Origin of the sequence: Paenibacillus oceani (assembly GCF_014705615.1) — a bacterium.
Lineage (GTDB): Bacteria > Bacillota > Bacilli > Paenibacillales > NBRC-103111 > Paenibacillus_AB > Paenibacillus_AB oceani.
This window is the reverse complement of record NZ_JACXJA010000010.1, coordinates 21,735-46,481: the sequence shown is the minus strand read 5'-3', so window position 1 is coordinate 46,481 and position 24,747 is coordinate 21,735. Positions and strand designations below refer to the sequence as shown.

Here is a 24,747-nt window from a genome sequence, read left to right as displayed (position 1 = left end):
GGATGGACACCATAAACATCGTATTCGCAGACAAGGAAAAGGTAGAGGTACGCAAGGAAACGCTCGAAACTTCGCTCGGGCCTTCGCAGCTTTTGTGCGCCGCACGTTGTTCGCTGATCAGTACAGGCACGGAGATGCAATGTCTCAAAGGCGTATTCGACGCGGATACGAACTGGGCGGGCTGGGTCCGATATCCGTTTCGTCCCGGATATTCGATGGTGGCGGAAGTGCTTGACGCTGGAACGGAAGTTCGCGGCATACAGAAGGGCGACCGGGTGTTTGTCGAGAATGCGCACGCCCAATACTTTAAAACGGACGCCGGGCGGGTATGCCCGCTTCCGGAAGGGATCAGCGACGAGCAGGGAGCGTGGATCAATCTCGCCAAGACGACGCAGCTCGGCGTAAGAAGAGCGGAGCTGCAGCTCGGGGAGACGGTCGGCGTGATCGGACTCGGCCTATTGGGACAGCTTGTTACGCAATATTTGGCTCTTTCCGGGGTGCAGCAGCTTTTCGCCATCGACCCGGCGAAGGACCGCCTGAAGCTGATTCAGGAACGTCCGGGCCTTCATCTGCTCGCTATGGATGCGGGTGAAGCACAAGAAGAGATCCGTCATGCAACCGAAGGCCGAATGCTGGACGTTGTCTTCGACGTAACCGGTCATCCGGCGGTTCTGGCCCGGGCCACCAAGCTCGTCAAACCTTTGGGACGCGTAATATTGCTGGGGGATACGGCGACGCCTTCGCGTCAGGAGATGGGGCATAACGTCGTAACAAATTCCGTGTCGATCCTGGGTATTCACGGCACTATGACGTACCGGTCCTGGACCCATACCGAGATGGCCGGCTTGTTTATCCGTTATTTGCTCCAGTGCCGGATGGAGGTGTCCGGATTAATCACGCACCGGTATTCTCCGCTTGAGGCGGCTGCCGCTTACGATCTATTGGCCAAAAACCGGAGTTCGGTTATGGGCGTTATGCTGGATTGGACGAAGCTGTCAACGGAAGGCTGACCGCGGGCAAGAGGCAGTGTGAAGCTGAACGTATTAGCAGAATAGTGACGGGAGCCCGCAGGAATGTGTCCTGCGGGTTTGTCGTGTAGAGCTTACCTCGGATTGACAGTCCGGAGGGCGGCTCGGTTTGGACAGAGGAACCTTTCCGCTCGGGCGGGGATGGAAGGATCAGCTCCCCCACATTATGTAATTCCCTTCAACGATCGCTGGATGCCTTGCTGCTGCCGGGTTTTTGATTAAACTAAAATGAAACTGGAAGCGGCGGAACAGAAGCTTATAATGGGTTACAGACGGAACCGATTCCAACGGCACCCAGCAAACGGACCGAGAAGATCGGGCGAAGAAGTGAAACGAAACGAGAGAACGAGATCGAACAATATGGGAACATAGAGGAGAGTTTACTGTGCAACCTTTACACACTCAGGCGGATACGATCGTATATGGAGGAACACCTGCCGGCATCGGTGCGGCCATCGCATCGGCGCGGCGCGGGAAACGCGTGCTTCTGATCGAACCTTCCGCTTTCGTCGGCGGTTTGATGACGAGCGGTCTGGGAGAGACCGACATCCGTTCGGTGGATACGTCCGGATCGGTGTTCGGCGAATTTCTGACGCTTGTGCATGCGCACTACGTATCCGTATACGGCGAGCAGTCGCAGCAGGTGAAGGATTGCTGCGAAGGCTTGAGATTCGAGCCTTCCGTAGCGCGTAAAGTGATGCATACGCTGCTTGGAAATGAGCCCGGGATTACCGTACTAGTTGAACGGCAGCTTCTCTCCGTTCGGATGGAAGGCGGACGGATTGCAGGGATGGAGGCCGAGGATGTGCGGTCGGGCGAGAAAACGGCGTACCATGCGCATCAGTTTATCGACGCCACGTATGAGGGGGATCTGGCGGCCATGGCCGGTGTGCCGTACCGGATCGGACGCGAATCCCGTGACGAATGGAACGAGGAGCTGGCCGGCAAGCTGTATTGCGAATACAACACGAAGGAGATTCTTCCCGGCAGTACGGGGGAAGGCGACGAGTTGCTGCAAGCGTACAATTTCCGGCTCTGTATGACGAACAATCCGGATAACCGGGTACCGTTTACCAAACCGGCTCATTACGACCGCAACGAATATACCAGCTTGCTCGGCGATATTGCGGCGGGCCGGCTGAAAACATTCGGCGATGTAATCAAGCTGTCGCCTATCCCCAACGGCAAAACGGATACGAACAATCACCATAACTGTTCGTGCTCGACGGATCTGCCGGGCGAAAATTACGGCTACCCGGAAGGAAACCGTTCGGAGCGGGAGCGGATCGCGACTCGCCATCGGGAATACATCCAGGGGCTGCTCTGGTTTCTTCAGGAGGACGGAGAGTTGCCGGAGACGTTCCGGGCGGAGGCGCGGAAATGGGGGTATGCGGCGGACGAATTCCCGGAGACCGGCCATTTCCCACCGCAAATCTATGTGCGGGAAGCAAGGAGGATCGTCGGACGGTACGTGTTTACGGAAAACGATGCCAGACTCGCACCGGGGTTGAACCGGTCGCCCGTGCATTACGACAGTATAGCGACCGGCGACTATGCGATCGATTCCCATGCGACCCGCAAGCGGGAGCCGATCGGGCAAAATCGGGCGCTGGAAGGGTTCCTCGGCTTCGGCAAGCTGACCGAAGTGTATCAGATTCCGTTCGGCGTAATGGTGCCGGAGCAGGTAACGAATCTGCTCGTTCCGGTCGCGGTATCGGCTACGCATATGGGCTTCGGAACGATCCGGATGGAGCCGTTCTGGCTGCAGCTCGGCTTTGCCGCCGGAGCCGCCGCTTCGATGAGCCAGACGCTCGGGAACTGCGTTCAGCAGATCTGCATCGACAAGCTGCAGGACGAATTGATCGAAGCGAACCAGTTGATCACCTATTTCCGTGATGTGAAGGCGAATCACCCGGCGCACGCGGCGCTGCAATATTTCGGGACAAAGTCGTTTTTCACCAGCTACGAAGCGCGCCCGGACGAGAGCTGCACCTTGGCCGACGCCTCCATGTGGCTGAACCTGGCCAGAGCGCTGCCCGGCGGCGCTCGCTTGCCGGCGCTTCCCGCGACGGACCGGATCGCACCGGCCGGCACGGATATCGGGCCGCGCAAGCTGGCGGAGGAAGAGCCGTACCGGACGTACTGGGCGGCGAAGCCGAACCTGTCGCGGCCGATGGCGGTACGGTGGATCGCAGCCGCCCGCCGCTCGCTCGGAGTCGAGTACCGCAGTCCTCTTGAGGAGGGCGGTCCGGAGTTTGTCACCTGCGGCGAGTTCGTTACGGCGCTGTACGAGCTGCTGAAGCTCTCGCGAAGCCAATAATCGCCTTGGCTGTCTGACTCAGAGATGATGATGAGGGTGCTGGTGCTAGTTTCTGGTGCTGGTGCTGGTGCTGACGCTAATGCTGGTGCTAGTGCTGATGCAAATGGGGATTGGGTGACGGTCTCCCAAGTTATGTTGCGATTTTTCGCGCCCCGCTTCCAACCGGTGTTCCTCAAGAATAAGGACCTCAGCCTCCACGTTACCGTGGAAGTTGAGGTCCTTTCGTTGGAAAATCGGGGCGCTTCCCTGGGATACGACCCCTTAGGGGCGGCTCCTTCGGTTTTGGTTTATGAGGATACTAACGTGTGCGAATGGGATAAGAGGTCCGATCCCGAAGCGTTATTTCGAGAAAAGCGGCATTCTGCTCTGCATGTAGCCGGGAAGGAGTCGGCTCGATTAAGAGCGGTTTGTACCCGCTATTTTGACCGAAACCCGCTCGGATGGGGAAATAAGAGCGGTTTGGGTATCCTAATATCCGCGAAAAGAGTGCGTACCCGACCGATTGGTTGAAATAAGGGGTGAAAACCGCCTTTATTCGTACCTATCGTATCCAAATGACCCAAATAAAGGGTGACAAAGCTTTTAATTTGTTACAGGTCCCGCACGCATTTCGTTTCAGCAAGAATGCGCATTTTCTGCTTTCAAGGTAGGCTCCCGCTTAGTGGGGGCGTGCACGGTGGAGAAGGGTTCCGGTCGGAAGCTTATTTCAACTTTAAGGAATGTTTTGACATTGCCAAAGCGTTAACTTGATAAGTAAAATATTTTTTCAGAGAAACCTCCGCTTACGCAGAGTTTTTCCTTGTAAAAAAAGCTTCGTTTTGTCGTTGAGAAGCTGATCTCAAAAAAGCGCCGGAGAGACTAAATTTTCAGCAAAGTTGAACCTTTCTGTTCGGACTGGAGCAAATTCCTGCACAGATGCAGGATTCTTTCTGAAAATAGTCGAAGTTTACATGATTCCCCGCAGGGAAGCAGAAATATTTAGCAGAATGAGCCAAAACGCTTTGCACCATCCCCCTGCCCGTGGCCCTACGCCTGCGAGCAAGCAAGGGGTGGTCAGCCCTTGAGTGACTGGGCACCGCGCACCGGTAGTCGCGCGAGGTGAGGAGGGAATTCGCTCCCCCCCCACAGGCCCAAAGCCCGCCCCGCCGGGAGCCGCTGCCCCTTTGCCGCCCTGCTTGAAATAAAGTATAAGCTGTTTGATCATTATGTGCATGTAAAGCGCTTACAAAATTCTTTACTATGAAATTAGAAACACACGCGTGGCACTTACCATGATCAGGGAGGGGCTCGAATGAAAAAGAGAGTGGTTTCGGCAAGTGTATTGGCTATCGCCGTATTGACGGTGGCGGCCGGATGCGGGGGCAAGGAAGGCGGCGAGAAGGGACAGCAGGTTAAACCGGAGGTCAACAAAGATCCGATCACGCTGCAGCTGGCGGTTCAAGGAACGGGAGCCGTCGTCGACCAGGAATTCCAGGCGATCGTAAACGAGCACTTGAAGAAGAAGTATCCGCACATCACGATCAACTACAACCCCGAGAGCCAGGGGACGACGATCGATGCGCTGCTGGCGGCCGGCACTCCCCCCGATATTATCATCACCTTCAACGGCAATCTGGCTTCGTACCGGGACAAAGAGCTCGTATACGATATGACGCCTCAGTTCCAAACGAACGGAGGCGATCTGGGCCGGTTCGAAGCCACGTATATAAACGATGTCAAAAACGCTTCGGACAAAGGCGAGCTGTACGGCTTGCCCGTCAACGTCAACTACCACGCCATGTATTATAACAAAGACATTTTCGATAAATTCGGGGTCGCGTACCCGACGAACGGGATGAACTGGAATCAACTGCTCGATACGGCCCGGAAATTGACGCGTAAAGAAGGTGGAACCCAATACCGCGGCCTCGATCCCGGATCTACGATCATCTGGATGTCGCAGCCTTTATCGATTGCGGTCATCGATCCGAAGACGGACAAAGCGATTATCAATACCGACAAATGGAGAAGAGTATTCGAGCTGGCGAAGTCGATCTACGACATCCCGGGCAACGGCTATATAGCGGAATCGCCTAAGGATCAGTTTATGAAAAGCAAAACGCTCGCGATCCTGCTCGATCTGAATATATTGAACCAGCTGGCGAGTGCGGAGAAGGAAGGACTGAACTGGGACGTCGCCCAATACCCGAGCTATCCCGAGCAGCCGAACACTTACGGCAATGCAAGCGTGTATGTTGCGGTCGGCACCAAACCGAGCAAGTACAAGGATGACGTCGCCAAGGTCATCGATCTGATGTCTTCAGAAGAGGTGCAGCTCGCCTTGTCCCAGAAAGGCAGACTGTCTCCGCTCCGGAGCGAGAAGGTGAAGGATGCGCTCGGCAGCGAGAACCCGGCTCTGAAAAACAAAGACCTGCCTTCGATCTTCAAAAGCAAGCCGGTCCCGTACCCGGTCGCCTCGATCTATCGCAGCAAAGCGGAAAGCGCGGCCGTCACGGTATTCAGACAATATCTGAACGGCGGGATGGACGTCAATACAGCGCTGAAGCAGACGGAGGAAGCGGTGAACAAATTGGTCGAAGCCGAGAAAGGGAAGCAGTAGCAACACCAGCACCAGCAGCAGGAAGGGTAAGCGGTTTAGCATTCACAATCGGCTTGTGCCTTCCTGCTATCGCAGCCGGCTAGCGGAATCGGCTTGCGCCTTAGCGCACTCCCCTTCCCGCGGGGCTAGCTCGATTCCGGGTCCGGGTCACATCCCGGTACCCCCTTTATCGCAATGGCAAACGATGCGCCTTCCCGTCTGAGGAGGCGCATTTTTCGTGCGCGTTTGGCCGCAAACGGATGATTTATCGGGTTTTCGCGGCCAGACGAGCGGCCGGTCAGGCGAATCTCCGGTTCTTCAGCTGGAGAATAACGTGACGAAAGCGTTCCTGAACGTGCTGGAGCACTGAACCACGAGGCATGGAAGCCCAACATCCTCGTATCCGTTCCGAAGCGCGGAGACTGTATCGAGTACAAGCTCGCTGGCAAACAACACCGCAACTTCCTGACGCTGCTCGCGGACGACCGGGTCCGAGGTCTGATTGTGCGCAGAGACGGCGAAGGCGGGGCAGCGCTGCAGACGGAAATCGACCGCCTGACGAATATTCCTTTCGACCGAACCGGTTTTCACAACGGAAATGAAGCTTACATCCGTTTCGACTTCTGGAAGGACGATTGGACAGGCATCCGCCCCTTTATTGATGCGACCGGGCAATACAGGCTGTGATACGCCGGCCGCCAGCCGGGATCTTATATATACGTAACTAGGCATATACGAAAAGAGCAGTTTGGCTTAAAATGGAACTGACGACGGTATACCAATAAACGATGACTGCCGCCCTTTCTCATAACGAGCGACAAGCCGCATACGATCGCGGCTGGCAGGATCGCCGGCCGAAATCGGGGGGAACAAGACGTCCCGGGCCCGGCGGCAGATCGGTAAGGAGCGTACGCGTATATGGCAGCGAATCTGAAGAAAACGGCCAAATTAACCGGCAGCGAGCAGGTCCTGCTCTTCCTGAATGAGCTCGAACATCCGCTGAAGCCGGAGATCGAAGACGTCCGGACGATCATTCTGGGGGCGGACGACCGGCTGACGGAGCATATCAAGTGGAATGCTCCTAGCTTTTGTATGAACGGCGAAGACCGAATCACGTTTCAGCTTCATGGAAAAGAAATGTTCAGACTGGTGTTTCATTGCGGGGCGAAGGCGAAGCGGCATGCGGAGAATAAACGGTTGATCGAGGACGATACCGGGTTGCTCGATTGGGCGGCGAATGATCGGGCCATCGTCAAGTTTGCCGGCAGGAGCGATGTCGAAGCAGGCCGGGACAAGCTGACCGAAGTGATAAGGAAATGGCTGGAGGCGGCGGTTTAGTCGAAAATTGCGGAGCGCATGGTGGTTTCAACCAGACTCGCCGGGGTAAGAAACAGTATACGGCCGATGGGAGGTTCCGCTAATGTCAACCGAACAAATACAGAGTTGTATGGAAGAATGCCTGCAAGCTGTGATGGCCTGCAATCATTGTTACCAGGCTTGCCTGGAGGAATACCATGCCGGCATGTTGAAGGCAAGCATACGCCTCAGCCGGGAATGCGCGGAGATTTGCGCCTTCGCCGCCCAGGCGATGTCGTTGAACAGCTCGTATGCGAAGCAAATCTGTATGATTTGTGCAGAGGTATGCGAAGCTTGCGCTCAAGAATGCAGAAAGCATGATCACGACCCTTGTCAGCGCTGCGCCGAAGCGTGCTACTCCTGCGCATTGGCATGCAAGGCGATGGCCGGTTAACCGGATGGAGGCATGAGAGAACGAACGGAAAGCTGCATGTGTCAATGAATAGCGGCGGTGTGGTTCAAAGAAAATGAAAGGTGCCATTGCGGCAGGCGGGGAACGATCTGCAGGCAGTGGTTCTTTTTGTTGAACGGATAACTGCGGCAGCTTTACAGATTGACAAGGCGGAACGGTGGAGCTATCGTAAAATGCAATTGTGCCAATCGCCTGCCAGGAGCGGCCGCAGCGTATTGCGGTACTTCATCCGTTGTTTATGGACTACTTTTTTGCGCTGGACACACCGCCGATCGCAGAGCAGAGGCCCCCTTCCTTGCTGAGTCGGCTGGTGCGGTAAGTCTTCATCGGGGACCGTCCGGCACTTTGCCTTTGCCCTGCTTCAAGCGGGAAAGAGAGCCGGATAAGAGCGGTTTGTACCCCTTATTTTGCTCGAAAACACGCTTGGAGACACGGAATAAAAGCGGTTTGAAGCTGCTAATATCGGCGAAAAGGGTGCAGATGCGACCAGTTGGTTGAAATAAGGGGTGCAAACCGCCTCTATTTTTATCCATCATCCGAATATGCCGAAAATAGGGGGGCCAAAGACTCCTATTTGTGTTAAAGCCAGTCCGCAATCCGTGTCAGCCAAGTCGAATACGGCCTGCTCGCAGGAAAGAGGGGGACGGGCTTTAATAAAAGGCGGGTTGTTCCCGCAAAACCTCAACAATGTGCGGTTTGAGCCGAAATTCCCGTTCCCTCCCGCGCGCTGGCGTATGGGTTTGCACGTCAGAGAAGGGGCTGTCTCCAAAGCCGTACTGCGATTTTTCGGGCCTCGCCTAGAACCGATTTTTCTCGCGAAAAAGGACCTCAGTCCCCACGTTACAGTGGAATTTGAGGTCCTTTCGTTTGAAAGGGGGACCCTCCCCCTGTTTTGAGACCCTCGGGACAGCCCCTTTTCAATAAATCCCGCAGCCTTCTCTGTGCACACCAGGGAGGCGCTGCCCGAGGCGGAGGCAAGCCCAGCGCGTCTCGTCTCTACAGCGGATTCTGAATTTTCAATGTATGGGAGGGCGGATGGCCGACGATTTTTTTGTACATGTAGTTGAAGTACGTCTGATCGCAATAGCCAAGCGATTCGGAGATTTCCCCGATCGTCATGTTGTCGGTAAGCAGCAGCTCGCGGGCGGCGGAGATGCGTACCTCGTGCATGTATTCGATCGGCGTGCGTCCGGTTACTTCCTTGAACACGGTGGAGACGTAGGTCGGCGACCGGTTCACCGTTTCCGCCAGCTCGCTTATCCGAAGCGGCTTGTTGTAATGCTGGACGATGTGCTGCTGGATGCGATGCGCCAGGTTGCGGCGGGAAGCCGAGTGGGCGCCGCCGGTCAGCTCGCGCTGAACGATCCCGAGTATCTCCGACAGGATGCCGCGCGCGATCAGCTCGTAGTACGGCATTTTACCGATCCAGCATTCATTCAGCATCGAGAACCGCTGCTTCAGATAGTCGTAATGGAGCGGACGGATCAGCTGGAATATCCCGTTTTGCAGCAGAGCGAGATCTTCGGGAAGAGTATCCCTAAAGTGTGCTGAATACAGTTGAATCGGCTCTTCTCCGTCCGATACGGCTGAACGCAACGAGCCCTTCGGGAAAAACAACCCTTCGCCTTTGCGGATGTGAACCGTCTCGTCCCCGAAACGGTACGTCGCGGAGCCCCTAACGATAAGGAAGAGCACATGATGCTTCACCGTGGATTCCGGCACCCCCCAATTGCCGTTAACGGCTTGCTGAAAAGCGATATTATAGATCTCCATCCGCTAAGCTGCCTCCTTTGCCATTCCAAAAACGAAGAATCACTAAAAAAATGCTATGATCACCAATCGTAATTCAATATGAAGCGATTTACAATAAAAATATGAAAGCGGCGAACGACACGAACGACACATTCCCAAACAAGCCGAACCGACTGTGAAAGGGCAGGGTGAATCCACAATGAATCCAAATCAAAAAGTAATTGACGTCGACGTCCATAACTCGTTAAAGAGCCCGAGGGATCTTCTTCCCTATTTGCCGGAGCCTTGGAGGTCCCGGGTCGAGAGCTCGGGGCTGGGTCTCCCCGGCCACGGCTACTATAATCCGCTCGGCGTGAACCGGCAGGACTGCAGGCCGCCTTCCGGAGGCCCGTCCGCTTCCGACCCCGAATTTCTGATTCAGGACCTGCTGGTGCCATATCAGATTGAAGTTGCGATCCTCACCGGGGATCTGATGGGCGTATCCGCGATGCACGATCCCGATCACGGGGCGGTGATCGCCTCCGCGTACAACGATTTTCTTGCCGAGCGCTGGCTGAAATATCCCGAGTTTCGCGGTTCGATTCTAGTATCCGCGCACGATCCGCTGCTCGCTGCCCGCGAAATCGACCGGATGGCCGATCATCCGCGGATGGTGGGCGTCATTATGGGAAGCGGCCAGCGGGCTCCGCTCGGCCAGCGCCAGTTCCATCCGATCTATGAGGCGGCCGAGCGCCACGGGCTGCCCGTAGCGATCCATCCGGGGACGGAAGGAGCCGGCGGGACGCATGCGCCTACGCCGTCCGGTTATCCTACGCGGTATCTGGAGTGGCACACGGCGCTGTCCCAAAACTATATGGCGCACCTGATCAGTCTCGTCTGCGAAGGGGTTTTCGAGAAATTTCCGAATCTGAAGTTTGTGATGCTGGAGGGCGGCATCGCCTGGCTGCCGCACCTGATGTGGCGTCTGGACAAAAACTACAAAGGGCTTCGCTCCTCGGTGCCGTGGCTGAAACGGATGCCGAGCGAATATATCCGCGACCACTGTCTGTTCTCGACGCAGCCGATCGAGGAGCCGGACGATCCGAAAGATCTGCTTGCCATCTTCGATATGATCGACGCGGAAAACTTCCTGATGTTCTCGAGCGATTATCCGCACTGGGACAACGATGTGCCGACGGAAATATTGAAGCGGCTCCGCCCGGAGGCGCGGCAAAAAATTTACTATGACAACGCAAAGCGGTTGTACCAGCTGTAGACAGGGGGAGCGACTACGATGGCAGTTTACTACGTGGCTGACGAAGCCGAGATCGAGGAAGGCAAACGGATTATCGTGGAGGTGGAGGGCCGGTCGATCGGCGTATACCGTGTCGGCGGCGAGCTGTTCGCTCTGCATAACCGGTGCCCGCACGAAGGCGCTCCTTTATGCAAAGGCCCGATATGCGGCACGACGCTGCCGTCCCTCGTCTACGAGTACGAGTATGGCCGCAAGGGGGAACTGGTGCGCTGTCCGTGGCACGGCTGGGAGTTCGAGATCAAGACCGGCAAATCGGTATTCAGCGAGAAGGTACGCACGAGAAGCTACAAAGTGCAGGTGGAGGGCGGCAAGGTCGGCATTGTAATGTAATCATTGTAATGTAATGTCGGCATTGCAATGCAACGGTTGCCCCGCAGCGCATATGCAGGCGCTGTATGGTCTGGAATCAGGATCAGGATTCGTATAGGCTGTCCCGGAGGCTGCAAGCCGCACCTTCCGGGACGGCCTTTTTGTTGCGGGCGGTTCGGGCTTAGGGATCAGCGGAGGGGCGTTATTTTCAGGAGGTGGAGGAGGACCTTCTACTGAGAAGATAGGCGGGGAGGTTCATACTTGATTTGGCAAAAAAATATTGTACTATAGGCAAACTATGCTATAATATAGATTATATATAATACATTTTCTGAACGGTGGTGATTTTGCACGCGATTGGAAATCGATATCTTACTTTGCGGGGATCAAGCTTTAGCCGGAAACAGACTCTTGCATGAAAAGGTGTTGGGAAAGTAACGAGCTCCGGAAAAAAATGGATTTACAGGAAGTGAGCAAGAAGTAAATAACGCAAGATGTAAAGAATGCAGGAAGTGAACAGTAGGAGGGGCATACCGATGAGCCAGCCGTGGTTTAAGAAAAGTCACCGCAGATGTTTGGTGGACATGCATATCCCGGATTGGGACGAGCGATTTTTATCGCAGTTTGATTCCAAGCGTTATATCGAGCTGATGAAACTGGCGCAGGTGGACGCGATTTACTTTTATACAAACTCCTGTGTAGGACTCACCAACTTCCCGACCAAGGCGGACAAGATGCATAAAGGGCTGAAGGGCAGAGACATCGTCCGCGAGATCACCACACTGACCAAAGAAGCGGGACTTCCTTCTATCGTCTACTATAATATATGGTCGAAGTGGGCGTACGATCATCATCCGGAATGGAGGGCGGTGAACGGAGTCGGCTTGACTACTGGCGATTACTACTGGGGGCAGCCGGGCCGGTACGGCGTATGCTGTTACAACCACGAAGGGTACCGGGATATGGTCTTGGCCGATGTCGAGCAGCTGTGCAAAAACTATGAATTCGACGGCTTATGGATCGACATGATCATGCTGTCGCAAGTATGCTATTGCTCGGCGTGCCGGAAGCGGTATTTGGCGGAGACGGGAATCAGCGAGATTCCGAGAGTGGTCGATTGGAACGATCCGCAGTTTGTTCAGTTCCAGCGGCGCCGGGAAGCGTGGCAGTCCGAATTTGCCGAGCTGGTCACGCAATCGGCCAAGCGGTGGAAGCCGGGCATCTCCCTGGGGCATAATGTGGCCGGTTATTATGTGGGCTGGCATCAGGCGGCTTCGCTGAAGTTTTTTGACCAAAACGATTATTTAAGCGGCGATATCTCAGGCGGTCCCCAGATCGTTAACTACGTGTGCAAGCTGTTCCACAGCGCCAGCAAAAACCATTCCGTCGAATTTATGACGACGGTCGCCGACGCCAACCTGCTGGAGCATACGGTCTACAAGCCGAAGCATTATTTAAAAAACCTGGTTTATTTGGCGATGGCCAATAACGGCGCCTTCAGCTTTATCGACGCGATCGATCCGCTCGGTACGATGAACGAGAAGATGTACCGGATGCTCGGCGAAATATACGGGGAAACCCGCCGGTACGAGCCCTTTATGGACTACGACGCCGAATATTGCCAAGATATCGCGATTTATACGAATATCGAGTCGCTGATCGATTTGCGCGACAGCGGCAAGACAGTGAACAATGTGCCGCATTCGGCAAGCACACCGCATCACTTGGCGGCGTTAAATGCGGCCAGAGCGATGATCGACGCCAATCTTCCGTTTGGTGTCATCACCAAAAACCGGTTGAAGGAGCTTCATAAATACCAGGTGCTTATCCTGCCCGACCTGCAGATGATGGATGAAGACGAGATCGAAGCGATCCGCAAATTCGTGGAAGCCGGAGGCAGCATCTACGCCAGCGCGAATACGTCCCTGGTGGACAAAACCGGGAAGCAGCATGACAATTACATGCTTTCCGACGTATTTGGAGTTACCTATGAGCGGACGACCTGGGAGGATATTGCCTATTACGCGCCGACCGAAAGCGGCAAGCCGTACTTTGCCGATTATGACGACTATTACCCGCTAACCGTGAACTGCAATCAGCTGATCGTCCAGGAACACGAAGGGGCCGAGCCGCTGGCGACGATCGTGCTGCCCGAGCTGAATCCGGACAATCCGCACCAGTTTGCGTCGGCGATCAGCAGCCCGCCGGAAATTCCGACTACATATCCCGGGGTCGTCGTGAACCGGTACGGTCAAGGAAAATCGATGTATGCCGCCGGTTATTTGGAGAGGATGGCGAAGGAGGGGCAGCGTTCGATCTTTATTAATCTGATCCGCTCTCTGCTTACGAAGCCGGCCTATTTCCAGACCAATGCGCCTAAACCTGTCGAGATCACGATGTTCCGCCACCAGTCGGGCAAGCGGGATACGATCAACGTCATCAATATGCAGCAGGAGCAGCCGAATATCCCCGTATCGGGCGTCCGGGTCCAAGTCAACACAGGAGACCGGAAACCGTCGAGGGTCGTACTTCTTCCAGGCGAAGCTCCGGTCGATTACGTCCGCGAAGGCGAATATATTGCATTTAATGTGCCGCAGATCGAGATTTTCCATATGTTCGCTATCGATTATGAATGAGGGTTAACTACCCGGTTACGGCCTGAACTTTGTTACTGAACCTGTATGAGTAGCAGGACTGCCAGAGATTGAAGACCTTCGAGCCCGCTTATTGACAGCGCTTACTTGAGGGTCTTCCCTTCAGAATTCAGTTCGAATATATGGAGAAAGAGGGTTCGATTCACCGATGAATAAAAAATATATCGCGATTCTGATCTCGATGATGCTCGCTGCCTCCATCGCCGCCGGCTGCGGCAAAACCGGAGCAGTCGGCGGGGAAGAGGACAAGAAGGAACCGGCTCCGATCGACTACACCCAGGAGAAGGCCGAAATTGTGTTTTATTCGAATAACGGGGAGCTGCCGGAAAGCTTCGACGCCCGGATGGGCAACTTGGTCCGCCAGAAGTTTCCGAACTATACGATCAAGTACATCCAGGCCGGACAAGGAACCCAACTGACGGACCTGATTACGACCGGAACCCGGTTCGATATTTTTTATCAATCGATCGGCAACTTTGAGGCCCAGGCTTTTCCCGTTAATATTCAATACGACATGACCGAGCTGATCAAGAAGCACCAAATCGATTTGACGCGGCTGGACTCCACCGTTGTCGATGCCGTAAAGCAAGCGTCCGGCGGGAAATTGTATGGCCTTCCGGTTACGACCACCAATCTGGTGCTTTACTACAACAAAGATCTCTTCAATAAATTCGGCGTCCCGTTCCCGAAAGACGGAATGACCTGGGACGAAATCATGGAGCTGAACAAAAAGCTGACCCGGGTCGAGAACGGCGTTCAGTATTACGGATTTACGCACTCACCTTTTCACACCCTTCGTTTAAGCCCATTCTCCGTACCTAGCGCCGATCCGGCGACCGGTGCACCCGCGATTAATAAGGATGAGCGCTGGAAAACGTTTTTCGACGCGTTTTACGTCCAGCCGATGAATGCTCCCGGCTACAAGGACGCCATCGAGAAAGTAAACAAAATACCGGATATCAACGCATTCGTCAAAGAAAAGACGGTTGGAATGTTTCTCTACCTGTCCAGTCTGATCTATGCGTGGGAGAAGGAACTGCAAGGCATCAATTGGGACATCGTCTCGATGCCGACCTTTAAGGAGCTGCCGGGCGTCGGCTCCCAGTCGTATCCGAGCTATTACGGAATTACGCAGATGGCCCAGAACAAAGACGCGTCGGCGCAAGTGCTGAAATATCTCGTCTCCGACGAATTCCAGTCCGACATCGCGCGGAAAGGAACGATGCCGGTGCTGAATAACGACAAGGTGAAGATGGAGCTGGGCAAAGATTCGTTCTACAAGGACCGGAACTGGAAAGCGATCTTTTATAACAAATTCGCGCCGATTCCGCCCAAGCCGGCCTATGACGCCGATCTGCTCACCACTTATTATACGATCGGCAACCAGTTCAACTTAGGCAAGATGGATTTGAACACGGCGCTGAGAATGATGGAGGAAGACGGACTGAAAAAGATCGAGGCGTACAAGCAGAAAACCAAATAAGAAAACCGGGAGGAAATGTTCTATGGATGAGCATCGATTCGCGAACGGGAATACGGTTGAAGCTACTGCTCCAGAAGGATCGGACTATACGCAGGTCAAATCGAACAAGCGGATCAGCCGGAGGGCGATGCTGGCTACTCTGGGCATGACAGGCGCCGCAGTTGTTTCAGGAGGATTGATGAATACGATGGACGTGATGGCGGACACGGTGCAGGCCATTGACGTGATGACCCCGCCGGTTCCGCTTGCCCCGCTGGTCGGGGACGGGGTGACGGACGACACGGCCGCATTTCAGGCGATTTTGAATTATGCTGCTGCCAATCGGTTGTCCGTCTATTGCCCGTCCGGGAAAACGTATCTGGTGCAGTCGATCCGGATCAAAAACGGAACCGTATCGCTTATATGCGACGGCGTGATCAAGGGGAAAGGGACGGCGGTCAACGGAGTCGTCCAGCTGGACGGGCCGAACCTGTTCGGCGGAACCGCTGTCGAGCACTTTACTTTGCAGGCGAATATCGATATGTCCGGCGGCGACCGGGAAGCGATCAAAGCCGACGGATGCTCCAACTGCACCTTCACTCATAACCGCATCTACGGATTTACGAATCATGCTTCGTTGAATCATTACGGCATCTTGTTATGGTTCAGCTCCAACTACAACAAGATCCAGCACAATTACATCGACGGCTACGATAAGCCGACGCAAAGAGGACTGCTTATCGACCTGATCGGGGAGTCGGCCAACTTCGGCGGGTTCCACGATAACGGCAACATTGTGCCGCCTACCCGTCCGTGCGTCGGAAACATCATCACCGACAACATCTTATTAAATGGAAGCTATGCGATTAACCTGTTAGCTGTCGAGAACAGCGTCGTATCGCATAATTATTGCTACAAACAAAATCATCGCAGCATCTATGTGGCCCAGTCGTCCAACAATAACATCATCTCGGACAATCAACTGATCGGCTTCCTCTCCTCGGGCGTGCTGCTCGGATACGGGGCTTATAAAAATCTGGTCACCTCCAATCTCATGAAACAGCTCGACGGCTACAATTCGATCGGCGGCGAAGCGGCCGTTAATGTCAACACAGGCTCCTACGACAACCTGATCGCCGACAATACGATTGAAAGCTTTACGAATTACGGCGTATATCTGGCGGTTAATTCGATCGGCAATAAAGTGGACGGCAATGCGATATCGAGACATTACGTCGCCGGGATCGCTCTGGAGAACGACTGGATTCGGCCCCTTCCGACAGGAGCGAAATATTCGCGGCCCAACTACGGCCCGCCTTCGGTAGGGACCGTATGGGCGACGAAGGATTCGGAGTCGAACATCATCCAGAACAACATCATCGGTCCATGCTATACGGGGAGAGCGATGTGCGCGATCTACGTATCGCAGCTCGGAACGACAAGTACCAAAAACAATATCATCCAGAACAATGTGGTGACGGACACGGCCAGCTATGCGTATCACTTGTACTGCTTTGAAGAAACGAGCGGCAAGCTGACAGGCAATACGCTGAAAAACAATTCGTTCCACATGGCGACGCTCAGCAAGCTGTTTTTAACGCGCGGCCGGGGGCATTTCAGGCAATGTGCCGGCAACGACGCGCTGGATACGGACCCGCATACGTTTGCCGCAGGCGATACGACACCGTCGGTCGGGATCGGCGGCTCGTTCGTCTTCGCCAACACGTCGTCCACGTCGGTCACGATGTTTGACGACGGAGCGGACAATCAGACGATCGTCGTTCGGCTGGACGCCAATACGACGATTGTATACGGACCGTCCACGATCCGGACCAAGGGGAGCGCAAACATTGCTGGGGCAAGCACAGATCAGTTCGTAACCTTGAAGCGGACCGCCGGCGTCTGGTATGAGATTTCCAGAAGCTTCTGAGGACTGGCGTTATAGGAGAAAGGAAGCGTTGTGCAGCGGTACGGAATGGTACGCTGTGATGATGCGCGGCGCGGCGTGGAGTTTGGCGGGCCGCCGTCAGACGGGAGCAAGGAAAAGGGGAGAGGCTTGCGGCCGCTCCCCTGGTTGCTTTGAGCGGAAGAGTAACTTCCTTTATTTTTGCCAAACTGATCATTTTCACCTAATAGCGGAAATAGGGTTTCCGTTATTTTGGCCGTACGGGGTGAAAGAGACGGTTACACGGAAATAGCGGAACAAAAGCTTCCGCTATTTGGCGATTTTCCGCTGTATGCAACTCATAACGGAAGCAAAGCTTCCGGTAAAGCTTCACCCGGCCCTAGTTGGAGCCGATAGCCGCCCTAACGCCCCCAGCTCCTCACACGACCGCGGGCAGCAGTTGACTCGATACATCCGTATCCGGGCGCTGCACGTCAAAAGACCGTCCGGACGTATAAGCGAATCGGACGGCATGTCGTACTACAGGCGGTTTGCCGGCACTTACCTTTTTAACTCGGCTACCGCTTTCTCCGCTTCCTCGGATGCGGTCCGCAAGGCGGTATTCAGATCGCTATTGCCCAGGACGAGCTGAACGGCATGTTTCCGTAATATCCCCTCGACAGTCAGCTGGTAATTGGTCCTCACGGTAATCGGGGCGGGCTTGTTATAATAAACCGCTTTCCAGTTAATATTTTGGAAGGAAGACCCGGTTCCGAACGCCTGCTTTACTTCCGGATCGTTGATGACCGGCATCAGCCCTTTTTTCGAATACATCATCTGGGCTTCCTTCGTCGTTAAATAATGAATGACCTCCATCGCGGCTTGTTTATTGCTCGCCATCGAGGTGATGCCGAACATTTCCGGCGTCGTCTGCGTGCCGACACCGGGCAGATCCCGGAAGGTCGGGAGAGCGGCCATATCCCAGTTCACTTTCTCCAGCGTTTCGGGTACGGCTTGGGGAAACTTGGAGATGAAGGCGAACATGGCCAGCTCCTGCGAGTTCGTAAATTCGAACCGGTACGGGATATTTTTCAAGACAGCGGTCCGGTCTTTGTAGGCCGGATTGTCGGCGGGCTTCAGGACGAACGTTTCCAGCAGCTTGTTCCAGCCGTCCTGGGTGAAGGTGGGCTTCTCGGTTTTGGGATCAAGCAGAGGGATTGACAACGGATTGTTCATAAGAGCGAACAGATCGGTCGCAAAGCCCAAATATTGCTTGTCGCCTTCTTTGCGCGTCAGCTTGGCGGCCAGCTCTGTCAGTTCATCCCAGTACATCCCGTCCTTCGGGTACGGAACGCCGAACTTGTCGAAGATTTCTTTGTTGTAATACATCACAAATCCGACGTTCGTTACCGGCAGACCGTACAGCTTGCCGCCCCCGGAGTTTCGGATGCCGTCAATCAGAGTAGGTTCGAACTTGCCCAAATCGATTTTATTCGTTTGAACGAGCTCCGTCATGTCATACAGCAAGTTTCCGCTTGATCCCAGCTCGTAGAAGTAGGAGATGTTCTGATAGATCAGATCGATCCGCTGCTTCTGGGCGATCAGCTCGGGCAGCGTGGAGCCGGGTTTGTTTTGGATGTAGGTGAACGTGTAGTCGGGGAACTTCTGCCGGATGATATTGCCGTGAATGGAGTTGAATCCTTCCTGGGAATCTCCGGTATTCGAGAAGATGACCAGTTCTACAGGTTCTTTCGGCTTCGCAGGTTCTGCCGCCTTCGGCGGGGCGGATTCGGGCAACTCGGCGGACTTCGTTTCGTTATCGCTCGAACCAGTTCCGCACGCAGCGATCCATACAAGGGCAGCCGCGGACAATAAACATTTCAGCCGTTTGTTTGTCATATTCATTCTCCTTTAGCTTGGTTATCCATCTTCCATACGTCCAGCCTTGGCAACGCTACAAGGTACTTCTCTGCAGGACCAGCGGCAAGCTGCCGCTTCATCGATTACTCGTCCATCGTGCGGGCACCTCCTACATATCAATTCCGGAGCTTATGATAGCGCATACATGGATGTCGATGGCGGCGAAACAGGGATGTAATGAGGGAGTAGAAGCGGAAAACGAACGGTTTGTAAATAATATAAAGTAGATTATACATAATATATAAACGGTAATCGATTTCTCTGTCAATAGCATTTCAGTTTTTTCTTCCCTTTTCTTAGGGTTTTTTTAATAACAATTGACGATGATGCGCAAACTATAATATATTATATATAAAATTACCGTGAAGAAAGGAGTTGGAACCTGTGCAACCAACGGAACCGAAAATCCTGCTTCAGAAAAAAAGCATGAGCCACGAGCTCGTAGAGCTTATTAAGCGGAAAATATTAAGCGGCGAGCTGAACCCCGGGGAGCGGATCGTCGAGATCAAGCTGGCCAAGGAGTACGGCATCAGCCAGTCGCCGGTCCGGGAAGCGATCCGCCATCTGTCCGGGGAAGGGATCGTTACGATCGTTCCGAGCAAAGGCCCCGTTGTCAAAAAGATGGAGGCGGCCGACATCTTCGAGATTTATTCGCTGCGTTCTTCTCTGGAAGCGCTGGCCATCCATCTGACGACACAGCACGCCTCGGAGGAGGAAATCCGGGAGTTGGTCGAATTTTACGGCCAGATGGGCGACTGGCTGCACGACGACACGAAACCGACCTTGCTTAAGGAATCGCTGCATCTGCATCAGAGCATCATCCAGCTTTCCCGGCATTCCCGGCTCATCCAGGTGTACGAATCGATCTCGTTTCAGATCCAGCTGGTCAACCGGATTCTCGGCATGACTTCCACGAAGCAGAAGGAGTACAACGATCATCGCGAGCTGATCGAGGCGCTGGTGGCGCGCGATCCGGCTTCGGCGGAGCAGATCATGCGCAGACATATTCAGCGCTCCTATCAGGAATGTATGGAGGTGCTGCGGAAGAATGAGGCAAGCGAGCGGCGGGAGATCGGGACGAGCTGGTTTGCGGAGGACCCGAAATAAAGCAAAACATGGAGACGGAGGCAAGCGGGATGAACGTATTGGTTTGGACGGCACCTGAAACGATGAAGCTGGAGGAGCATAACCGCCCGGTTCCCGGGAAGCAGGAGGCGCTGCTGCGGATCGAGGCGGTAGGGATATGCGGATCGGAGATTGAAGGGTATCTGGGACATAACAGCCTTCGCGTCCCGCCGCTTATTATGGGGCATGAATTTTGCGGGATCGTGGAGCAGGTCGGTGATCCGGGAGACGAGGCATGGCTGAACAAAAAGGCGGTCGTCAATCCGCTGCTGTTCTGCGGAACGTGCGACCGCTGTCTGAAAGGGCTGACGCAGCTTTGCGGCGAGCGGCGCATTATCGGCATCCACCGGTCGGGAGGCTTCGCAGAATGGGCGATCGTACCGGTTGATACGTTAACTGAAGTTCCGGCGGCGATGAGTTCCCGGCGTGCCGCCCTGGCCGAGCCGCTTGCCTGCTCGCTGCGGGCGACCCGAAGGGCGATGGAGCGGCATCCTTTTGCAAATGTAATCGTCTTCGGCGCTGGAGGGATCGGGCTGTTGTGCGCGAAGACGGCGGCTTTGCTGGGCGCCTCCAAAGTGATGGTCGTCGATACGAATCCGGACCGGCTGGCGATGTGCCGCAGTATCGGCATAACGGATACGGCCCATGCGCGCGAGGACAATTTGGAAGAGCGGGTGCAGGCAGCTTTCGGAGGGGGGGGTACGGACGTCGTCATCGACGCGGCGGGATTTCAGCCGACCCGGGAAGCGGCCGTCAGACTGCTTAATCCGGGCGGGACGCTAATGAATATCGGTCTGGGCATCGACGATACGGTGCTGCCGATCAACTATACGATCCGTTCCGAGATCGAGCTGCTCGGATCGTTCTGCTACACGCGGCAAGATTTCAAAGACGCGGTCCAGCTGCTGGTTTCCGGGAAAATTACGGAGGACGGCTGGACGGAGGAACGCCCGCTGGCGGAAGGGGCGTCCGCTTTCGCAGATCTGGTCGCGGGCAAGGTGACGAAAGGGAAAATCATTTTGCGGCCGTAAGGGGAGGGCTGGATCGTGGCAAGTACAGTCAGAGTCGGCATTATCGGGTTAGGAAACTGGGGGGAGTGCCATCTCGAGGCGTTTCATGCGCTTCCGCACGCGGAAGTGGCGGCCGTCGCCGATCCGAGACCGGATCGTCTGGACGTGGCGAAGATCAAGTACGATGTATCGTCGTGTTATACCGATTACAACGAGCTTCTTGAGCGGGACGATATCGATCTCGTCAGCGTGGTGACAACGGAGCACCTGCATCTCGATCCGGTCGTGAAGGCGCTTCGCTCCGGCAAGCACGTGCTGGTGGAGAAGCCGGTGTCCACCCGTCTTAGCGAAGCTGCCGAGATGCACCGGGTCGCGCTGGAGCAGGGGCGCTACGTGATGCCGGGCCATCTGCTGCGGTTCGACCCGCGTTATGCGGACATCCGGCGGGCGATAGCGGACGGGGAGATCGGCCGGCCGGTCAGCATGTATATGAAGCGGGCCAGGGAGCAGCATTTATTCGCTACCTACAGCCGGACGCACACCGTCTACGAGCTGATGATCCACGATATCGATCTGGCGGTCTGGTACGCGCAGAGCCGGGTCCGGACCGTCCGGGCGTACGGCAGATCGCCCTCCGGATCGGAAGCTCCGGAAGTGCTATGGGCGTGCCTCGAATTCGAGAACGGGGTTCTCGCCTTTTTGCACAGCAACTGGATGACGCCGGATCGGGCGGGCATCGCGATCGCCGATCAGATCGAAGTGATCGGCAGCGGCGGAACCGCGTCTTTCGAAACGTCCAACTCCGGCTTGCAGCTGTGGAACGAGACCGGGCGAACGACGCCGGATACGAATATCCATATCAAGACGCTCCACAAGCAGACGGCCGGTTCGCTCCGCGAGCAGCTCCTTTATTTGTGCGACTGTTTGGGGAGAGGAGAAGCGCCGGACTACGTGTCGTTCGAGGATGCGATTCACGGGGTGGAAATTGCCGATGCGATCGTGAAGTCGGCGGCGGGCGACGGCGAGATTCGGTTGTAGCGTGGGGAGATGCGGGCGGAAGGGTCATTGGGAGAGAGCGGCATGAAGCGGACACTAGGCATTGGAGCAATGCTCAAAATCCGCCGAGATCAAAGATAATTCCCGATACATATGCAGCGGCGCGTTTCCGTCTGAATTGGCTATGGGAGAAAGAGTCGTTGCCTATGTTGAGTTCCATCTTGTAAACGATTTGAAGCGATATGCTTTTATATGAGCAAAGAGAGAGGGGGCGCTGATGTATGTCGGCAGGCCACCTTTTCTTTTTGAACGTGGTTGCATGCATGATTACTCCATCAGGAAAGGAAACATTCCCCCGCTTTTTTCAGCATCCCCCTCAGTTTATTTCAGCTGTGCTGAAGCGGGATGGAGTGGTCAAGGGTGATTGCCTGTAAGGAAATGAGGGATAACGAGCGTAAAAATCGTATGAACATCAGGCTTGCTCTCCAACCGCACACTTCCCTTATGGATGCTGGCGACATCCTTGACGATGGACAACCCGATGCCGAGACCTTCTCCTTCCCTTGCATCCGATCCTCGGGTGAAACGTTCAAAGATAAGCTCCTGCTTCTCGACGGGAATACCGGGTCCTTTATCCGTTACGCTAATTTCAACCTCGTAATCTTTCCGACTATCTAGTCCTTCACTACGGTCGCTAGATTTCGCAAAGATAACCTGGCGCAGGGAAAGCCCCAGGTATCCGCCGGTACGGCCGTATTGTATCGCATTCTCGACCAGATTGCGCACAGCTCTTTCGATAAGAGGGGGGTCGATCATGACCAGAATGGATTGTTCAGGAATTTCAATTTCAAAGGACATACCGTGATTTTCTAACAACGCAATGTAATCTGCCGCCAGTTTTCTAAGTTGTTCGGACAGATTGGTTTGCTTCAAATGGATACGAGCAGAATACATGTCCATATGGGAAATCTCCAGCAGCTTCTGCAGCAACTCATTCATGTAGCGAGACCGGCGCAATACAATTTCCGCATAGGCCCGCATTTCTTTGTCATCTTGATATAAACCGTCGTGAAGCGTCTCCGCATACCCCTGAATCATGGTGAGCGGTGTTCTCAGGTCATGGGAAAGGTTCGCGATCAACGTCTGGCGCTTGCGCTCATTGTCTTGAATCTGCGCCACCTGATCCAGAATGCGCTCAGACATGTGGTTGAGATGGCGATTGAGTTGAATGATTTCATCGTTTCCACGATCATCAAGCACGATCTTCGTACGTCGTGCATCGAAATCTTGTACGGCCCTGTTCAGCGTTTTAAGTCTGCGGTTAATCCGGGTAAAAAAGAGCAGCGAAAAAATGATCGGCGTGATAAAAAAGATGCCGAGCGGAATTAGCAAGGTTAGAAGCATCCAGGATTGCCGTACATAAACAAAGGCTTGAGTTCCCCGCATTTCCTTGCTGGGCATTGACATGATTAGATACTGAGGTTCATTATCAAGCGCCCAATGAAACACTAAGGTCGCCAATTCGTTGTCAAAGCCCCATAGCTTCCCAGGCATACCTACAAAACGTTCCATCATCTCATCGAACGTATAGGCTTCCTTTCGCTGATCTGTAGCGTACTGCAACGTGCCATCCTTGGAAAACCACTCCAGACTCATTTGCGGGTATTCATTTTGGGTACGATCCAACAGCGTTTGGATTCGCGTTTTTATCTGTTCACGGTCGGGTTCCATATCTTGCTTGCCCGCCTCTTCCGCCAGTTCGTTTCCTATTCGATTCAGCGATTCATGTGTATACCCGCGTGCAGTAAAAGAACCCATGATCACGAGACTGGCTACAAACAAGACAAGCCCGGTAAAGCTGGCCACAATGACCATTAACCACAATTTAGTTCTGAGATTCATGCTGTCCCCCCACAAACCGATAGCCAACGCCGCGTATGGTCTCAATATAACGTGGATTTGCCGGGTCAGTCTCTATTTTTTTGCGCAAAAAATTGATATACACATTCACTGAATTTGAATCGAATTGATCCAGCTTCCAAACGTACTTGAATATCTCTTGTTTGGTGAAAATACGTCCTGGCTGACGCATAAACAGCTCCAGCATCATCCCTTCGATTGGAGACAGGGAAATGGTGCCGGTTGGTTTCTCGATTTGCTGAGCGGCACGATCGTAGATGAGGCTCCCGCAGCTGATCTTATTCCCGTACATGGCCGGCTTGTAACGCCGCAGCAAGGCTTTGACGCGAGCCGTCAGCTCACCGGGGCTGAACGGTTTGGTGACATAATCGTCTGCTCCTAAACCGAGTGTTTTGATTTTATCTTCTTCCAGGTGTCTAGCGCTAAGGATAATGACGGGCGTATTTAACTGGCGGGACTGCAAATAGTGTAATACCTCCCAGCCGTTCACATTCTCCATCATCAAGTCCAGCACGATCAGATCAACGGTGTAATGCTCCAGGATGGAAATGGCTTCTCTCCCAGAAGCTGCTTCAGAGGTATGAATCTCACCATTTCGCAAATGCAGCTTGACCAGTTGAACAATTTCCGGCTCGTTATCCACAATCAGTACGTGGGGTTGTTCCATGGCACTCTCTCTTCTATTGTCTAACGTTTTATTCATTATACAATACAGCCAAGCTTTTC

19 protein-coding genes are annotated in these 24,747 nt (G+C 54.3%); 15 read left to right on the top strand and 4 right to left on the bottom strand.

All coding sequences use genetic code 11. The features are described from left to right. Positions 1-2: 2 nt before the first annotated feature. From IDH45_RS09665 to IDH45_RS09640, 7 genes are all read left to right on the top strand, one after another. Positions 3-1,010 (top strand): zinc-dependent alcohol dehydrogenase, encoded by a 1,008-nt coding sequence (locus IDH45_RS09665; RefSeq protein ID WP_190926971.1) that lies wholly within the window; start codon positions 3-5, stop codon positions 1,008-1,010. 403 nt (positions 1,011-1,413) lie between these two features. Then, positions 1,414-3,348: an FAD-dependent oxidoreductase gene (locus IDH45_RS09660; RefSeq protein WP_190926969.1), complete on the top strand. Its 1,935-nt coding sequence runs from the start codon at positions 1,414-1,416 to the stop codon at positions 3,346-3,348. A gap of 1,291 nt (positions 3,349-4,639) precedes the next feature. After that, entirely contained in the window at positions 4,640-5,947 is a 1,308-nt protein-coding gene (locus IDH45_RS09655) for an ABC transporter substrate-binding protein (protein ID WP_190926968.1), read from the top strand. 217 nt (positions 5,948-6,164) lie between these two features. Next, on the top strand, positions 6,165-6,296 hold the full coding sequence (locus IDH45_RS34615) for a hypothetical protein (protein WP_263364798.1): 132 nt from the start codon (positions 6,165-6,167) through the stop codon (positions 6,294-6,296). Positions 6,297-6,430: 134 nt separating this feature from the next. Beyond that, entirely contained in the window at positions 6,431-6,613 is a 183-nt protein-coding gene (locus IDH45_RS09650; protein WP_190926966.1) for a hypothetical protein, read from the top strand. A gap of 231 nt (positions 6,614-6,844) precedes the next feature. After that, entirely contained in the window at positions 6,845-7,264 is a 420-nt protein-coding gene (locus tag IDH45_RS09645; protein WP_190926964.1) for a DUF1801 domain-containing protein, read from the top strand. Positions 7,265-7,346: 82 nt separating this feature from the next. Beyond that, positions 7,347-7,676 carry a four-helix bundle copper-binding protein gene (locus IDH45_RS09640; protein ID WP_190926963.1) on the top strand — a complete coding sequence of 110 codons (330 nt, stop codon included), beginning with the start codon at positions 7,347-7,349 and terminating at the stop codon, positions 7,674-7,676. A gap of 1,014 nt (positions 7,677-8,690) precedes the next feature. Here the strand turns inward: IDH45_RS09640 and IDH45_RS09635 are convergent. Next, entirely contained in the window at positions 8,691-9,467 is a 777-nt protein-coding gene (locus tag IDH45_RS09635) for an AraC family transcriptional regulator (protein WP_190926961.1), read from the bottom strand. Between the two features lie 178 nt (positions 9,468-9,645). Here IDH45_RS09635 and IDH45_RS09630 point away from each other — a divergent pair, with 178 nt between their 5' ends. From IDH45_RS09630 to IDH45_RS09610, 5 genes are all read left to right on the top strand, one after another. Beyond that, a complete protein-coding gene (locus tag IDH45_RS09630) occupies positions 9,646-10,701 on the top strand; it encodes an amidohydrolase family protein (RefSeq protein WP_190926959.1) in 1,056 nt (351 codons plus the stop codon). Between the two features lie 18 nt (positions 10,702-10,719). After that, positions 10,720-11,070, top strand: coding sequence for a Rieske (2Fe-2S) protein (locus IDH45_RS09625; RefSeq protein WP_190926957.1), 351 nt, complete (start codon positions 10,720-10,722; stop codon positions 11,068-11,070). 515 nt (positions 11,071-11,585) lie between these two features. Then, on the top strand, positions 11,586-13,685 hold the full coding sequence (locus IDH45_RS09620) for an alpha-amylase family protein (protein ID WP_190926955.1): 2,100 nt from the start codon (positions 11,586-11,588) through the stop codon (positions 13,683-13,685). 166 nt (positions 13,686-13,851) lie between these two features. Next, the gene (locus IDH45_RS09615) at positions 13,852-15,186 is read left to right on the top strand and encodes an ABC transporter substrate-binding protein (RefSeq protein ID WP_190926953.1); all 1,335 of its coding nucleotides are present in this window, start codon (positions 13,852-13,854) and stop codon (positions 15,184-15,186) included. Between the two features lie 22 nt (positions 15,187-15,208). Continuing rightward, the gene (locus IDH45_RS09610; RefSeq protein WP_190926951.1) at positions 15,209-17,095 is read left to right on the top strand and encodes a NosD domain-containing protein; all 1,887 of its coding nucleotides are present in this window, start codon (positions 15,209-15,211) and stop codon (positions 17,093-17,095) included. Between the two features lie 516 nt (positions 17,096-17,611). Here the strand turns inward: IDH45_RS09610 and IDH45_RS09605 are convergent. Beyond that, on the bottom strand, positions 17,612-18,949 hold the full coding sequence (locus IDH45_RS09605; RefSeq protein WP_190926949.1) for an ABC transporter substrate-binding protein: 1,338 nt from the start codon (positions 18,947-18,949) through the stop codon (positions 17,612-17,614). Positions 18,950-19,354: 405 nt separating this feature from the next. Here IDH45_RS09605 and IDH45_RS09600 point away from each other — a divergent pair, with 405 nt between their 5' ends. From IDH45_RS09600 to IDH45_RS34940, 3 genes are read left to right on the top strand one after another with little or no spacing between them, the layout of a single operon-like run. Further along, complete coding sequence (locus tag IDH45_RS09600; RefSeq protein WP_190926948.1) at positions 19,355-20,077, top strand: GntR family transcriptional regulator; 723 nt, start codon at positions 19,355-19,357, stop codon at positions 20,075-20,077. A 29-nt stretch (positions 20,078-20,106) separates the two neighbouring features. Next, the gene (locus IDH45_RS09595; protein WP_190926946.1) at positions 20,107-21,126 is read left to right on the top strand and encodes a zinc-binding dehydrogenase; all 1,020 of its coding nucleotides are present in this window, start codon (positions 20,107-20,109) and stop codon (positions 21,124-21,126) included. A 15-nt stretch (positions 21,127-21,141) separates the two neighbouring features. Then, complete coding sequence (locus tag IDH45_RS34940; protein WP_190926944.1) at positions 21,142-22,143, top strand: Gfo/Idh/MocA family protein; 1,002 nt, start codon at positions 21,142-21,144, stop codon at positions 22,141-22,143. 372 nt (positions 22,144-22,515) lie between these two features. Here IDH45_RS34940 and IDH45_RS09585 read toward each other — a convergent pair whose 3' ends face one another. Both IDH45_RS09585 and IDH45_RS09580 read right to left on the bottom strand, forming a co-directional pair. Then, positions 22,516-24,003 (bottom strand): sensor histidine kinase, encoded by a 1,488-nt coding sequence (locus tag IDH45_RS09585; protein ID WP_190926942.1) that lies wholly within the window; start codon positions 24,001-24,003, stop codon positions 22,516-22,518. Further along, positions 23,987-24,688 carry a response regulator transcription factor gene (locus IDH45_RS09580; RefSeq protein WP_190926940.1) on the bottom strand — a complete coding sequence of 234 codons (702 nt, stop codon included), beginning with the start codon at positions 24,686-24,688 and terminating at the stop codon, positions 23,987-23,989. The genes IDH45_RS09585 and IDH45_RS09580 overlap by 17 nt, the downstream gene beginning before the upstream one ends. Between the last annotated feature and the right edge of the window lie 59 nt (positions 24,689-24,747).

Excerpts from the sequence above, each read along its gene's own strand:
- IDH45_RS09610 (WP_190926951.1), top strand. The coding sequence starts at position 15,209 with ATGGATGAGCATCGATTCGCGAACGGGAATACGGTTGAAGCTACTGCT.
- IDH45_RS09635 (WP_190926961.1), bottom strand. The coding sequence starts at position 9,467 with ATGGAGATCTATAATATCGCTTTTCAGCAAGCCGTTAACGGCAATTGG.
- IDH45_RS09655 (WP_190926968.1), top strand. The coding sequence starts at position 4,640 with ATGAAAAAGAGAGTGGTTTCGGCAAGTGTATTGGCTATCGCCGTATTG.
- IDH45_RS09605 (WP_190926949.1), bottom strand. The coding sequence starts at position 18,949 with ATGACAAACAAACGGCTGAAATGTTTATTGTCCGCGGCTGCCCTTGTA.
- IDH45_RS09580 (WP_190926940.1), bottom strand. The coding sequence starts at position 24,688 with ATGGAACAACCCCACGTACTGATTGTGGATAACGAGCCGGAAATTGTT.
- IDH45_RS09630 (WP_190926959.1), top strand. The coding sequence starts at position 9,646 with ATGAATCCAAATCAAAAAGTAATTGACGTCGACGTCCATAACTCGTTA.
- IDH45_RS09615 (WP_190926953.1), top strand. The coding sequence starts at position 13,852 with ATGAATAAAAAATATATCGCGATTCTGATCTCGATGATGCTCGCTGCC.
- IDH45_RS09595 (WP_190926946.1), top strand. The coding sequence starts at position 20,107 with ATGAACGTATTGGTTTGGACGGCACCTGAAACGATGAAGCTGGAGGAG.
- IDH45_RS09640 (WP_190926963.1), top strand. The coding sequence starts at position 7,347 with ATGTCAACCGAACAAATACAGAGTTGTATGGAAGAATGCCTGCAAGCT.
- IDH45_RS09585 (WP_190926942.1), bottom strand. The coding sequence starts at position 24,003 with ATGAATCTCAGAACTAAATTGTGGTTAATGGTCATTGTGGCCAGCTTT.
- IDH45_RS09620 (WP_190926955.1), top strand. The coding sequence starts at position 11,586 with ATGAGCCAGCCGTGGTTTAAGAAAAGTCACCGCAGATGTTTGGTGGAC.
- IDH45_RS09625 (WP_190926957.1), top strand. The coding sequence starts at position 10,720 with ATGGCAGTTTACTACGTGGCTGACGAAGCCGAGATCGAGGAAGGCAAA.
- IDH45_RS09645 (WP_190926964.1), top strand. The coding sequence starts at position 6,845 with ATGGCAGCGAATCTGAAGAAAACGGCCAAATTAACCGGCAGCGAGCAG.
- IDH45_RS09665 (WP_190926971.1), top strand. The coding sequence starts at position 3 with ATGGACACCATAAACATCGTATTCGCAGACAAGGAAAAGGTAGAGGTA.